Origin of the sequence: Pseudomonas nitroreducens, assembly GCF_024170165.1 — a bacterium.
Lineage (GTDB): Bacteria > Pseudomonadota > Gammaproteobacteria > Pseudomonadales > Pseudomonadaceae > Pseudomonas > Pseudomonas nitroreducens_C.
Window position 1 is genome coordinate 34,589 of sequence record NZ_JALJXP010000014.1, and the last position, 13,736, is coordinate 48,324.

Annotated in this window: 11 protein-coding genes; 8 read left to right on the forward strand and 3 right to left on the reverse strand. The window is 65.0% G+C overall.

Annotated features, from left to right (window positions below; genetic code table 11):
• Positions 1-72 precede the first annotated feature (72 nt).
• Together hisD and hisC are read left to right on the forward strand one after the other, a co-directional pair.
• On the forward strand, positions 73-1,395 hold the full coding sequence (gene hisD, locus J2T47_RS24055) for a histidinol dehydrogenase (RefSeq protein WP_253452544.1): 1,323 nt from the start codon (positions 73-75) through the stop codon (positions 1,393-1,395).
• 3 nt (positions 1,396-1,398) lie between these two features.
• Positions 1,399-2,454: a histidinol-phosphate transaminase gene (hisC, locus tag J2T47_RS24060; protein WP_253452546.1), complete on the forward strand. Its 1,056-nt coding sequence runs from the start codon at positions 1,399-1,401 to the stop codon at positions 2,452-2,454.
• A 69-nt stretch (positions 2,455-2,523) separates the two neighbouring features.
• Here hisC and algW read toward each other — a convergent pair whose 3' ends face one another.
• On the reverse strand, positions 2,524-3,672 hold the full coding sequence (gene algW / locus J2T47_RS24065; RefSeq protein WP_138521262.1) for a Do family serine endopeptidase AlgW: 1,149 nt from the start codon (positions 3,670-3,672) through the stop codon (positions 2,524-2,526).
• 113 nt (positions 3,673-3,785) lie between these two features.
• Here algW and J2T47_RS24070 point away from each other — a divergent pair, with 113 nt between their 5' ends.
• Positions 3,786-4,544, forward strand: a complete 759-nt coding sequence (locus tag J2T47_RS24070) for a Nif3-like dinuclear metal center hexameric protein (RefSeq protein WP_253452548.1) — start codon at positions 3,786-3,788, stop codon at positions 4,542-4,544.
• A gap of 56 nt (positions 4,545-4,600) precedes the next feature.
• Here the strand turns inward: J2T47_RS24070 and mltB are convergent, their stop codons facing one another.
• Positions 4,601-5,698 (reverse strand): lytic murein transglycosylase B, encoded by a 1,098-nt coding sequence (gene mltB / locus J2T47_RS24075; RefSeq protein WP_253452550.1) that lies wholly within the window; start codon positions 5,696-5,698, stop codon positions 4,601-4,603.
• Positions 5,699-6,034: 336 nt separating this feature from the next.
• On the opposite strand from mltB, the gene cysD reads away from it, so the two are divergent.
• From cysD to J2T47_RS24100, 5 genes are all read left to right on the forward strand, one after another.
• Entirely contained in the window at positions 6,035-6,952 is a 918-nt protein-coding gene (cysD, locus tag J2T47_RS24080; RefSeq protein ID WP_253452551.1) for a sulfate adenylyltransferase subunit CysD, read from the forward strand.
• 12 nt (positions 6,953-6,964) lie between these two features.
• Complete coding sequence (gene cysN, locus J2T47_RS24085) at positions 6,965-8,866, forward strand: sulfate adenylyltransferase subunit CysN (protein WP_253452553.1); 1,902 nt, start codon at positions 6,965-6,967, stop codon at positions 8,864-8,866.
• A 266-nt stretch (positions 8,867-9,132) separates the two neighbouring features.
• Positions 9,133-9,639 (forward strand): sigma-70 family RNA polymerase sigma factor, encoded by a 507-nt coding sequence (locus J2T47_RS24090; protein WP_253452555.1) that lies wholly within the window; start codon positions 9,133-9,135, stop codon positions 9,637-9,639.
• Positions 9,636-10,616 carry a FecR domain-containing protein gene (locus tag J2T47_RS24095; protein ID WP_253452557.1) on the forward strand — a complete coding sequence of 327 codons (981 nt, stop codon included), beginning with the start codon at positions 9,636-9,638 and terminating at the stop codon, positions 10,614-10,616. The genes J2T47_RS24090 and J2T47_RS24095 overlap by 4 nt, the downstream gene beginning before the upstream one ends.
• 104 nt (positions 10,617-10,720) lie before the next feature.
• Entirely contained in the window at positions 10,721-13,171 is a 2,451-nt protein-coding gene (locus tag J2T47_RS24100) for a TonB-dependent siderophore receptor (RefSeq protein WP_253452559.1), read from the forward strand.
• A gap of 60 nt (positions 13,172-13,231) precedes the next feature.
• On the opposite strand, the gene J2T47_RS24105 is transcribed toward J2T47_RS24100, so the two are convergent.
• Positions 13,232-13,672: a YhcB family protein gene (locus J2T47_RS24105; protein ID WP_045209602.1), complete on the reverse strand. Its 441-nt coding sequence runs from the start codon at positions 13,670-13,672 to the stop codon at positions 13,232-13,234.
• Between the last annotated feature and the right edge of the window lie 64 nt (positions 13,673-13,736).

Consider the following 13,736-nt stretch of genomic DNA (forward strand, 5'->3'; position numbering starts at 1 on the left):
TTCTCGGGTGCCCGCACGGAAGGCTTGATAGTCTTGCGGCGCCCGAGATCATGCCAATTAAAGAGGCCAGCTATGACCGCACCCTTCGCTATCCGTCGACTCAACGCCGCCGATCCGGACTTCGCGCGTCATCTGGACCATCTGCTCTCCTGGGAAAGCGTGTCCGACGAGTCGGTTAACCAGCGCGTGCTGGACATCATCGCCGACGTGCGCAAGCGCGGTGACGCTGCGGTGGTGGAGTTCACCCAGCGCTTTGACGGCGTCGAAGCCAAGACCATGGCCGACCTGATCCTGCCGCGCGAGCGCCTGGAGCTGGCCCTGACCCGTATTACCCCGGCCCAGCGCGAGGCGCTGGAAATCGCCGCCGAACGCGTGCGCAGCTACCACGAGAAGCAGAAGCAGGACTCCTGGCGCTACACCGAAGCCGACGGCACCGTGCTCGGCCAGCAGGTCACCCCGCTGGATCGCGCCGGTCTGTACGTGCCCGGCGGCAAGGCGTCCTACCCGTCTTCGGTGCTGATGAACGCCATTCCGGCCAAGGTTGCCGGCGTTGCCGAAGTGGTGATGGTCGTTCCGACCCCGCGCGGCGAAATCAACGAGATCGTTCTCGCTGCTGCCTGCATCGCCGGCGTCGACCGCGTCTTCACCATCGGCGGCGCCCAGGCCGTGGCTGCACTGGCCTACGGTACCGAGAGCGTGCCGCAGGTGGACAAGATCGTCGGCCCGGGCAACATCTACGTCGCCACCGCCAAGCGCCACGTGTTCGGCCAGGTCGGCATCGACATGATCGCCGGCCCCTCCGAAATTCTTGTGGTCTGTGATGGCGGCACCGATCCGGACTGGATCGCCATGGACCTGTTCTCCCAGGCCGAGCACGACGAGGACGCCCAGTCGATCCTGGTCAGCCCGGACGCGGCCTTCCTCGACAAGGTCGCCGCCAGCATCGAGAAGCTGCTGCCGACCATGGAGCGCGCCGAGATCATCCGCACCTCGCTGACCAACCGCGGCGCGCTGATCCTCGTCGCCGACCAGGAACAGGCCTGCCAGGTTGCCAACCGCATCGCCCCGGAACACCTGGAACTGTCGGTAGAAAACCCGGAAAGCTGGCTGCCGAAGATCCGCCACGCCGGCGCCATCTTCATGGGCCGCTACACCGCCGAGGCGCTGGGCGACTACTGCGCCGGCCCGAACCACGTGCTGCCGACTTCCGGCACCGCGCGCTTCTCCTCGCCGCTGGGTGTGTACGACTTCCAGAAGCGTTCCTCGATCATCTTCTGCTCCGCGCCGGGTGCTTCCGAGCTGGGCAAGACCGCTTCGATCCTGGCCCGCGGTGAATCGCTGACCGCCCACGCGCGCAGCGCCGAATTCCGTATCCTTGACGGCAAGAGTGAGTAATCGATGAGCAAATTCTGGAGTCCCTTCGTCAAGGAACTGGTGCCCTACGTTCCGGGCGAGCAGCCGAAGCTGACCAAGTTGGTCAAGCTCAATACCAACGAGAACCCCTATGGCCCGTCGCCGAAGGTGGTTGCCGCGATCCAGGCCGAACTGAATGACACGCTGCGCCTGTATCCGGACCCCAATGCCGACCGCCTGAAGCAGACCATCGCCGAGTACCACGGCGTGAAGACCTCCCAGGTGTTCGTCGGCAACGGCTCGGACGAAGTCCTGGCCCACGCCTTCCACGCGCTGTTCCAGCACGGCAAGCCGCTGCTGTTCCCCGACGTGACCTACAGCTTCTATCCGGTCTACTGCGGCCTCTACGGCATCGACTTCGAAGCGCTGCCGCTGGACGAGCAGTTCCAGATCCGTGTCGAGGATTACGCGCGCGGCAACGGCGGCATCATCTTCCCCAACCCCAACGCCCCCACCGGTTGCCTGCTGCCACTCGAAGCCATCGAGCGCCTGCTGCAAGCCAGCCCGGACAGCGTGGTGCTGGTGGACGAGGCCTACGTCGACTTCGGTGGCGAGACCGCGATTTCCCTGGTCAACCGCTACCCGAACCTGCTGGTGGCGCAGACCCTGTCCAAATCGCGCTCCCTGGCGGGTCTGCGGGTCGGCTTCGCGGTCGGCCACGAGGACCTGATCGAGGCGCTGGAGCGGGTGAAGAACAGCTTCAACTCCTACCCGCTGGACCGCCTGGCGCTGGCCGGCGCGGTGGCGTCCTTCGAGGACCAGGCCTACTTCGAGCAGACCTGCAACGCGGTCATCCACAGCCGCGAAAAGCTGGTCGCCGAACTCAATACCCTGGGCTTCGATGTGCTGCCGTCGGCGGCGAACTTCATCTTCGCCCGCCACCCGCAGCGCGACGGCGCCGAACTGGCGGCTGCCTTGCGCGAGGAGGGCGTGATCGTGCGTCACTTCAAGCAGCAGCGGATCAACCAGTTCCTGCGCATCAGCATCGGCACCGAGGAGCAGAACCAGGCTCTGATCGATGCCCTGCGGCTGAAGCTGTAAGGCAGTCGATGGAAAAGAAAACGGCGCCCTCGGGCGCCGTTTTGCATTGCTTTGGAACAGTGAGCGGGATCAGTTGGCGTTAGGAGCGGGCGGCGGGCGCAGGCCGACTTCGGCGTTGAGTGTCACCGGCTTGCCGTTGCGCAGCACTTCGATGGTGATCTTCTCGCCCGGCTTGGTGCGCGCCACCTGGTTCATCGAGCGACGGCCATCGCTGGCGGCCTCGCCATCGATGTTCAGGATGATGTCGCCCGGCAGCAGGCCTGACTTGGCGGCGGGGCCGTCGCGGTAGACGCCGGCGACAACGATGCCGGCCTTGTCCTTGAGGTCGAAGGACTCGGCCAGTTCCGGGGTCAGCGGCTGCACTTCGACGCCGAGCCAGCCGCGGATCACCTGGCCGTGCTCGATGATCGACTGCATGACCTCCAGCGCCAGCTTGGTCGGGATGGCGAAGCCGATGCCCTGAGAGCCGCCGGACTTGGAGAAGATCGCGGTGTTGATGCCGATCAGGTTGCCGTTGGCGTCCACCAGCGCGCCGCCGGAGTTGCCCGGGTTGATCGCCGCGTCAGTCTGGATGAAGTCTTCGTAGGTGTTCAGGCCCAGCTGGTTGCGGCCGGTGGCACTGATGATGCCCATGGTGACGGTCTGGCCGACGCCGAAGGGGTTGCCGATGGCCAGGCAGACGTCGCCGGTGCGGATGCCGTCGGAGCGGCCGAGCATGATCGAGGGCAGGTCCTTGAGATCGATCTTCAGCACCGCGAGGTCGGTCTCGGGGTCGCTGCCCACCAGGCGGGCGATGGTCTCGCGGCCGTCGCGCAGGGCCACGACGATCTGGTCGGCGCCAGAGGTCACGTGGTTGTTGGTCAGCAGGTAGCCTTCGGGGCTCATGATCACCGCCGAACCCAGGCTCGACTCCATGCGCTTCTGCTGCGGCAGGTTATCGCCGAAGAAGCGCCGGAACAGCGGGTCGTCAAGCATCGAGTTGTTCGGCTTGCTGACCATCTTGGTGGTGTACAGGTTGGCCACGGCCGGCGAGGAGCGGGTCACGGCGTCGGCGTAGCTGACCGGACCCTGTTGCAGGCGGCTGAGCAGCGGGGCTTGCTGCAGGTGCACTTCCTGCTGCGGAAGGCCGACCCATTGCGGGTTATGCTGGATGATCAGGAGCGCCAACAGGACGCCAACCAGCACGGGCCAGCCGAGGAAACGCAGGGCCTTCAGCATCGAAGAAAATCCTTGGGGTTGCTTGGCCGGGGGAGGGCCGATAGGGTGGCGGCCATTATACGGGCGGCGAGCCAAGAAAATAGACGCTCGCAGCCGATGTTGGAGGAATTTCGATGGCAATCGCACTGAGCACGCTGGTCGAGGAAGCGGACCGTTTTCTCGACGCGGCGAAGATCCAGGATTACTGCCCCAATGGCCTGCAGGTCGAGGGTCGCCCGCAGGTGCGTCGTATCGTTTCCGGCGTCACCGCCAGCCAGGCGCTGCTCGATGCTGCCGTGGAAGCGGACGCCGACGTGGTGCTGGTCCACCACGGCTATTTCTGGAAGGGCGAGGATGCCCGTGTAGTGGGCATGAAGCAGCGTCGCCTGAAGACCCTGTTGAGCCATGACATCAGCCTGTTGGCCTATCACCTGCCGCTGGATCTGCATCCTGAGGTGGGCAATAACGTGCAACTGGGCCGCCAGCTCGGCTTCGAGATCGAAGGGCCGCTGGAACCGGGCAATCCGCGCTCCATCGTGCTAGTTGGCTCGCTCGCCGAACCCATGCTGCCGAGCGATCTGGCGTTGCATGTGCGCGACGTGCTGGGCCGCGAGCCTCTGCTGGTGGATGGCGGTCAGCCAATCCGGCGTATCGCCTGGTGCACCGGTGGCGCGCAGGGCTATATCGACCAGGCGATTGCGGCTGGCGTCGACGCCTACCTGACTGGCGAAGTCTCCGAGCAGACCGTGCACAGCGCGCGGGAGAACGGCATCAGCTTCATCGCCGCTGGCCATCACGCCACCGAGCGTTACGGCGTGCAGGCGCTGGGGGACCACCTGGCCAAGCGCTTCGCCATCGAGCACCTGTTCATCGATTGCCCGAACCCGGCCTGACTCTTCGCGCCATGAAAAAAGCCGGCTCAATGAGCCGGCTTTTTTGTGTCTGCCTTTCAGCGATAGCCGTGGCGCTGGCGGTCGACCGCCTTGCCCAGTTCCCACACCGCCATGGCGTAGTGCGTGCTGTGGTTGTAGCGGGTGATGACGTAGAAGTTCGGCAGGCCGTACCAGTACTGGTAGGTGTTGCCCATGTCCAGGCGCAGCAGGCTGGCGCTCTGGTGGTTGCCCAGCGAGCCCTGCGGACGTAGCCCGGCGTTGGCCAGCACGCTGATCGGGTACTGGGTCTTGAAGCCGTCTTCCAGAGAGCGGGCCTGGCCGATGGCCGGAATTGCCACCGCATCCCCAGTCACCCAGCCGTGTTGCTTGAAGTAGTTGGCCACGCTGCCGATGGCATCCCGTGGGTTCCACAGGTCGCGGTGACCGTCGCCGTCGAAGTCCACCGCGTACTTTGTGAAGGAGGAGGGCATGAACTGCCCGTAGCCCATGGCGCCGGCGTAGGAGCCGCGCATCTCCAGCGGATTGTCGCCTTCTTTGCGTGCCTGCAGGAGGAACTGCTCCAGCTCGCCGCTGAAGAACTCGGCGCGGCGCGGGTAGGAGAAGGAGAGGGTGGCCAGCGCGTCGATGATCCGCGTCTTGCCCATCACGCGGCCCCAGCGGGTTTCCACGCCGATGATGCCGACGATGATCTCCGGCGGGACGCCATAGGTACGCGAGGCGCGTTGCAGGTCGGCTTCGTACTGATCCCAGAACTGCACACCCTTCTGCACGTTGTCGGGGGTGATGAACTTCTTCCGGTAACGCAGCCAGGCGCCGTTGGGGCCGCTGGGCGCGGTATAGGTCGGTGCCTGGCGGTCCATCAGGCGGATCACCCAGTCCAGCTCGCGGGTCTGGGCGAACAGGTCCTGCAGGTCCTGGCGGTTGAAGTCGTGCTGGCTCACCATGCGGTCGATGAAGCGCTGGGCACTGGCGTTGCCGGCAAAGTCGCCGCGTAGCGGGGTGATCGGCTGCACCGAGCCGAAAGCCGGGTGGGCGCTGGGCGTGATCAGGGTCGGTGCCTGCGGCTTCTGGGCCGGCTGCGGGGCGGGAGTCGGTTTGCTGCTGCACGCGGAGATGAGGACAAGCAGAGGCAGGGCGAAAGCGATGCGGCGCATGGGAAATCTTCTGGGACAGGAAAACGTGCCGCTATGCTAGCGCAGTGCCGGCCGGGCACAAGCCGGGAGAGCATCGTGGAAGCCGCTGACTCTGTTGCAGGAAAAGTCCCGAGGTCGTTTCCGAGATGGCATTTGAGGCTTTGCCGTGCCTCGGTCGAGCGCCTCGGGCGCGCCCCTTCAGACATCGGTTGAAAGCGGTTTTCACACTGAGCGCGTATGGCTATATCAGTATATTTTTTCGGTATAACCCGCCCGCCGGTTAGAGCCTTGCGCTGTGATAGAGTGCGCCCTCGTCTACGGCCCGCCGGCCGTCCATAAGCAATTCCGTGAGTAGCCATGGTCGACAAACTGACGCATCTGAAACAGCTGGAGGCCGAGAGCATCCACATCATCCGCGAGGTCGCCGCCGAGTTCGACAACCCGGTGATGCTGTACTCGATCGGCAAGGACAGCGCGGTGATGCTCCACCTCGCGCGCAAGGCCTTCTTCCCCGGCAAGCTGCCGTTCCCGGTGATGCATGTCGACACCCGCTGGAAATTCCAGGAGATGTACAAGTTCCGCACCAAGATGGTCGAGGAACTGGGCCTGGACCTGATCACCCACATCAACCCCGATGGCGTGGCTCAGGACATCAACCCCTTTACCCATGGCAGTGCCAAGCACACTGACATCATGAAGACCGAGGGCCTCAAGCAGGCGCTCGACAAGTACGGCTTCGACGCCGCCTTCGGTGGTGCCCGCCGCGACGAGGAGAAGTCCCGCGCCAAGGAGCGGGTGTACTCGTTCCGCGACAGCAAGCACCGCTGGGACCCGAAGAACCAGCGCCCCGAGCTTTGGAACGTCTACAACGGCAAGGTGAAGAAGGGCGAATCGATCCGCGTCTTCCCGCTGTCGAACTGGACCGAGCTGGACATCTGGCAGTACATCTACCTGGAACAGATCCCGATCGTGCCGCTGTACTTCGCTGAAGAACGCGAAGTCATCGAGATGAACGGCTCGCTGATCATGATCGACGACGATCGCATCCTCGAGCACCTCACGCCCGAGCAGAAGGCCAGCATCCAGAAGAAGATGGTGCGTTTCCGTACCCTGGGCTGCTACCCGCTGACCGGCGCGGTGGAGTCCACCGCTACCTCGCTGCCGGAAATCATCCAGGAAATGCTGCTGACGCGGACTTCCGAACGCCAGGGCCGGGTCATCGACCACGATGCCGCCGGTTCGATGGAAGAAAAGAAACGTCAGGGCTACTTCTAAGGTTCTCGCACCATGTCGCATCAATCCGATCTGATCAGCGAGGACATCCTCGCCTACCTGGCCCAGCACGAGCGCAAGGAACTCCTGCGCTTCCTCACCTGCGGCAACGTCGACGACGGCAAGAGCACCCTGATCGGGCGCCTGCTGCACGACTCCAAGATGATCTACGAGGACCACCTCGAGGCCATCACTCGCGACTCGAAGAAAGTCGGCACCACCGGCGATGACGTCGACCTGGCGTTGCTGGTCGACGGCCTGCAGGCCGAGCGCGAGCAGGGCATCACCATCGACGTGGCGTACCGCTACTTCAGCACCGCCAAGCGCAAGTTCATCATCGCCGACACTCCCGGCCATGAGCAGTACACCCGCAACATGGCCACCGGCGCATCTACCTGCGACCTGGCCATCATCCTGATCGACGCCCGCTACGGCGTGCAGACCCAGACCCGCCGGCACAGCTTCATCGCCTCGCTGCTGGGCATCAAGCACATCGTCGTGGCCATCAACAAGATGGACCTCAAGGGCTTCGACCAGGGCGTGTTCGAGCAGATCAAGGCCGACTACCTGCAGTTCGCCGACAAGATCAACCTGAAGACCAACTCCCTGCACTTCGTGCCGATGTCGGCGCTGAAGGGCGACAACGTGGTCAACAAGTCCGAGCGCTCGCCGTGGTACACCGGCCAGTCGCTGATGGAAATCCTCGAGACCGTGGAAGTCTCCGGCGACCGCAACCTCGACGACATGCGCTTCCCGGTGCAGTACGTCAACCGTCCGAACCTGAACTTCCGCGGCTTCGCCGGCACCCTGGCGAGCGGCGTCGTGCGCAAGGGCGACGAAGTCATCGCCCTGCCGTCGGGCAAGGGCAGCAAGGTCAAGTCCATCGTCACCTACGAAGGTGAACTGGAGCAGGCCGGCCCCGGCCAGGCGATCACCCTGACCCTGGAAGACGAGATCGACGTCTCCCGCGGCGACATGCTGGTGCATGCCGACAACCGCCCGCAGGTGACCGACGGCTTCGATGCCATGCTGGTGTGGATGGCCGAAGAGCCGATGCTGCCGGGCAAGAAGTACGACATCAAGCGCGCCACCAGTTACGTGCCGGGCTCGATTCCGAGCATCACCCACAAGGTGGACGTGAACACCCTGGAAGAGACCGCCGCCAGCGAACTCAAGCTCAACGAGATCGCCCGTGTGAAGGTCAGCCTGGATGCGCCCATCGCACTGGATGGCTACGGCGAGAACCGCACCACCGGCGCCTTCATCGTCATCGACCGCCTGACCAATGGCACCGTCGGCGCCGGCATGATCATCGCCGCTCCGCAGTCGAGCCACGGTACTGTCGCCCACCATGGTGCGAACGCCCATGTAGCTCGGGAAGAGCGCGCAGCACGTTTCGGCCAGCAACCGGCCAGCGTGCTGTTCAGCGGTCTTTCCGGGGCGGGCAAGAGCACCCTGGCTTACGCGGTGGAGCGCAAGCTGTTCGACATGGGCCGCGCGGTCTATGTGCTGGATGGCCAGAACCTGCGTCACGATCTGAACAAGGGGTTGCCGCAGGATCGCGCCGGTCGCACCGAGAACTGGCTGCGCACCGCTCATGTGGCCAAGCAGTTCAACGAAGCCGGTCTGATCAGCCTGTGCGCCTTCGTCGCCCCGAGCGCCGAAGGTCGCGAGCGCGCCAAGACCTTGATCGGCGCCGAGCGCCTGATCACCGTCTACGTCCAGGCTTCCCCGCAGGTCTGCCGTGAACGCGACCCGCAGGGACTGTACGCCGCTGGCCAGGACAACATCCCGGGCGAGTCCTTCCCGTTCGACGTGCCGCTGGATGCCGATCTGGTGATCGACACCCAGAGCCAGTCGGTGGAAGAGGGCGTCAAGGCGGTCCTCGACCTGCTGCGCCAGCGCGGCGCGATCTGATCGCACAGCGCTGAACGGAAGAAGCCCCGCACCTGCGGGGCTTTTTCTTTTGCCTTCTGCAGGAGCGAGCTTGCTCGCGAACCTCCGGAAGCCCGCTGCCCAGGCAATCTCGGCGAGCTAGTCCGCGGGCCGCCCCGCGCACATTCACTGGCAGATGGCTATTGCCGGCAGCCTGCACCTGCTTAATAATGAGACTGATTATTATTTGCTAAATAGCAGGTGCGGCGGTGTCGCTACTGGGTCGTACACAATTCGCGGATCACGACATGCACCGCCTCTACGCCGATCACCATGGATGGCTGCAAGGCTGGATCCGTCGCAAGACCGGCTGTTCGCAGCGCGCGGCCGACCTGGCGCAGGACACCTTCCTGCGAGTGCTCATGGTGCGTGCCAAGGGCGTTGCGGTGTACCTCGACCAGCCGCGCACCTATCTTGCAACCATCGCCCGCGGCCTGGTCATCGACCACTGGCGTCGCCAGCAACTGGAGCAGGCGTGGCTGGAGTCGCTGGCCGCTCAGCCTGAAGCGGTGAATTCATCGCCGGAACAGCTGGCGCTGATCCTGGAGACCCTGCAGCAGGTCGATGCCATGCTCCTGCGCCTGCCGGCCAAGGTGCGCCGAGCGTTCCTGCTGGCGCAGATCGATGGCTTGCCCTACCGCGAAATCGCCGTGGAGCTGGACGTGTCCGAGCGCATGGTGAAGAAGTACCTCGCCCAGGCCTTCGTGCATTGCGCGGTGCTGGAGGCGGAGTTGGACGGGGTGCTGGTGGAATGAATCGCAGCGACGGCAAGCTCAGCCATGCGAGCCTGCAGCAGGCGGCAAACTGGTACGTGCTGCTGCAGGACGAGGACCCTTCCGCGAAAATGCACGCGCAATGGCGCCAGTGGCTCGACCAGCACGCCGAGCACCAGGCGGCCTGGCATTACGTCGAGCGCATCGGCCAGCGCTTCGCGCCGCTGCAGGGCGAGCGGCAACTGGCGGGGCGCGTGCTCAAGGCCAGCGGCGAGCGCCAGCTCTCGCGACGCCAGGGACTCAAGAGTCTGCTGGTGCTCAGTGGTGGTCTGATGCTCGGCTGGGGTACCTGGCGCGGCACTGCCCTGCCGAGGCTGGTGCAGGGCTGGAGCGCGGACTACAGCACCAGCACCGCCGAGACCCGCGAAGCGATCCTGGCAGATGGCACCCACCTGTGGCTCGCGGCCGTCAGTGCGGTCGATGCCGACTTCGGCCCGGACCAGCGCCTGCTGCGCCTGCGCTTCGGCGAAGTGCTGGTGGACACCGCCAAGGATGCCGCGCAGCGCCCCTTTCTGGTCGACACCGAGCACGGGCGCCTGCGCGCCCTGGGCACGCGCTTTGCCGTCAAACAACTGGGCGATGCCACGCGCCTCAACGTCTACAGCGGCGCCGTGGAGATCTGCACCGCCGACAGTGGCGAACGGCTGGTGCTGCAGGCTGGTCAGCGTGCCGACTTCAGCCGCCTGGCCATCGGTCAGGTCGAGGCGGCCCAGACGGCCGGCGAGTCCTGGGTGCGCCATGTGCTGACTGCCGAGGACATGCCGCTGGGGCAACTGGTCGAGGAGCTGGGGCGCTACCGCCACGGCCACCTGGGCTGCGACCCGGCGGTGGCGCATCTGCCGGTGATGGGTGCCTTCCCGCTGGACGACACCGACCAGGCCCTGCGCCTGCTGGCGGCCGCACTGCCGGTGAAGGTCCAGCGCCTGGCCTCGTGGTGGGTGAGCATCGAGGCCGCCTGAGGCGTCGCAGGAAATATTCTGCCGGCGCGGTTCCCTTTTGCCTTTCTGGTTCGGTCATTCCACAGAACAGCACTTCCACCCATTGCACCGAACCAGGGAATCCCATGCATTCGCCCACTCAAAACCCCTGCCGCTTCGCCCGGCGGCCGCTGGCGCTGGCCATCTCGTTGTCGTTCTGCAGCCTCGCCGTGCTGCCGCTGATTTCATCCGTTCAGGCCGCTTCCAGCAGTGAGCAGACGCTGCGCGAGTACCACATCCAGCCCGGCGCCCTGGCGACCTCGCTCAACCAGTTCAGCAGCCAGGCGGGCATCTACCTGGTTGGCCACAACGACCTCACCGCCGGCAAGACCAGCAAGGGCCTCGATGGCCGCTACAGCGTCGAACGCGCCCTGGCGCTGCTGCTCGACGGCACCGGCCTGCAGGCGGTGGCGCAGGACTCCGGCGGCTACGTGCTGCAGCCGGACCCCAACGGCACGGTGCTGCAGATGGATTCGACCTCGGTCATCGGTACCGGCGCTGACACGCAGATGGATGACAACGGCTACAACGCCAAGGTCAGTTCTACCGCCGGCAAGACCAGCACCTCGCTGGCCGAGACGCCGCGCTCGATCTCGGTGGTGACCCGGCAGCGCATGCAGGACCAGCAGTCACAGACGCTGACCGACGTGCTCGGCTACGTGCCGGGCATCTTCGCCCCACCGTTTGCCGCGGGTGATGGCCTGGCCGGCGACCTGTTCTTCATTCGCGGCTTCAATGCCACCGACTGGGGCTACGGCCTGCTGCGCGACGGGCTGCGCGTGCAGGGCAACCGCTACGACACCACCAGCGAGCCTTATGGCCTGGAGCGCGTCGAAGTGTTCCGCGGGCCGACCTCGATCCTCTATGGCGAGAACGCTCCCGGTGGCATCGTCAACCTGGTCAGCAAACGCCCGACGGCCGACCCGCGCGGCGAGGTGCAGCTCACCTATGGTTCCCATGACCGCAAGCAACTGGGCGTCGATGTTTCCGGCCCGCTGACCGAGGAGGGCAACATCCTCGGTCGTGTGGTGATGCTGGGGCGTGATTCCGATACCCAGGTCGATCACCAGCCCGATGACCGTCTCTACATTGCCCCGTCGATGACCTTCAACTTCGACGATGCCACCACGCTGACGCTGCTCTCGACCTATCAGCGCGACCGCACGCTGATGGAGCTGGGCTACCCGGCGGCTGGCACCCTGCTGCACAACCCCAACGGCAAGATCGACAAGGACACCCTGTCCGGCAATCCGGACTGGGACAAGTTCGAGCGCGAGGCCTGGACCCTGGGCTACGAGTTCAGCCACCAGTTCAACGACACCTGGCAGTTCCGCCAGAACTCGCGCTACATGCAGTCGCGCATCGACCGCCGGGAAATGTGGCCGGGCAGCCTGAACGACGGCGGCTTCGGCACCAACGTCAACAACACCGCGTACGACCGCTACAACAAGTCGATGACCTACTCGCTGGACAATCAGTTCGAGGGGCACTTCCAGTCCGGCGAACTGGCCAACACCGTGCTGCTGGGCGCGAGCTTCGACCGCACCTCGTTCAACCAGGACTGGGACGCCGGTGCCGGCGGCTCGGTCAACGTGTTCGATCCGGTGTGGACGACCAAGCCGACTACGCCGATCCACGTGCAGGACGCGCTGCTGGAGCAGAAGATGTACGGTCTCTACGGCCAGTTGCAGACACGTTACGACAACTGGATCGCCCTGCTTGGCGGGCGCCTCGACGAGGTCAACAGCCAGTACCGCAACCGCGCCGGCACCACCAACGGCCTGGCCGACCTCGACTACTGGGACCACGACTTCACCTGGCAGGCTGGCCTGATGTACCAGTTCGACAACGGCCTGTCGCCCTATGTCAGCTACTCCACCGCCTTCGCCCCGACCCAGCAGACGTCGAGCAAGTCCGGCACCCTCGATCCGACCACCAGCGAGCAGTACGAAATGGGCGTGAAGTACGAGCCCAAGGGCTGGAATACCTCGATGACCGCCTCGGTCTATGACCTGCGCAAGACCGACGACGTGATCTACGACAGCACGGTCGGTGACTACCGGCAGGTGGGTGAAAGCCGTTCCAAGGGGCTGGAGCTGGAGGTCAATAGCGACATCACCGAGAACCTCAGCCTGACCGCGTCCTACACCTATACCGACTCGCGGATCACCAAGGACTCCCCCGGCTCGTTGCTGGAGGACCACCAGATGACCGGCGTACCGCGCAACCAGGCCTCGGCGTGGGGCACCTACCGCTTCCTCGACGGCTACCTCAAGGGGCTGCGTGTCGGCGGCGGCGTACGGCACTTCGACAGCACCTTCGCCTACACCCCGGCGTCCCTGTACGGCAAGCTGGATACCGGCGACGTGACCCTGGTGGACGCCCTGGTCGGCTATCAGCTCGACGAGCACTGGTCCGCCGAAGTGAACGCGAAGAACCTGCTGGACAAGGAGTACGTCGCCGGCTGCAACAACGCCGGTCGTTGCTACTGGGGCGAGGAGCGCACGTTGCTGGGCAGCGTGACCTTCCGTTGGTAATCCTGGCGGTATGAATGAAAAAGCCCCGCATCGGCGGGGCTTTTTCTCTGGCGCGAGGTATCAGTACTTGCTCTTCAGCCCGTACGTCTCGTCCAGGGTGCCCGGGCCGTCGCCGGTCTTGGGCGCGTAGTCGCGCGGCGCTTCGTTGTTCGCCGGCGGGGTCAGGCGCTCGCGGCGCTCGGGGTACTCGTCGGCGTGCAGGGCGGCCAGCAGGCGCTGCTTGGTCTGTTCGTCCAGGGCCAGGCGCTCGGCGCCCTCGGACAGGTGCTCCTGCACATCCTGATAGCTCTGGGTGAGCTTCTTCATCAGGCTGGCGGAGGTGCTGAAGTGGGTCACCACTTCGCGCTGGTAGCTATCGAAACGATCCTGCATGTCGTCCACCTGACGCTGCAGCTTGTTGGGCGCGGCGTTGGGCAGAAGGCGGGCGATCAGAAAGCCGATGCCGACCCCGACGATCAGGGCGAGTAGCGGCAGCAACCAGGTGGTGAGGGACTGTTCCACGCGAATCCTTCCTCTATAGACGGCTTTGCTTTACGTTAGCGGCTTGCACCTGTGCTTGTATACC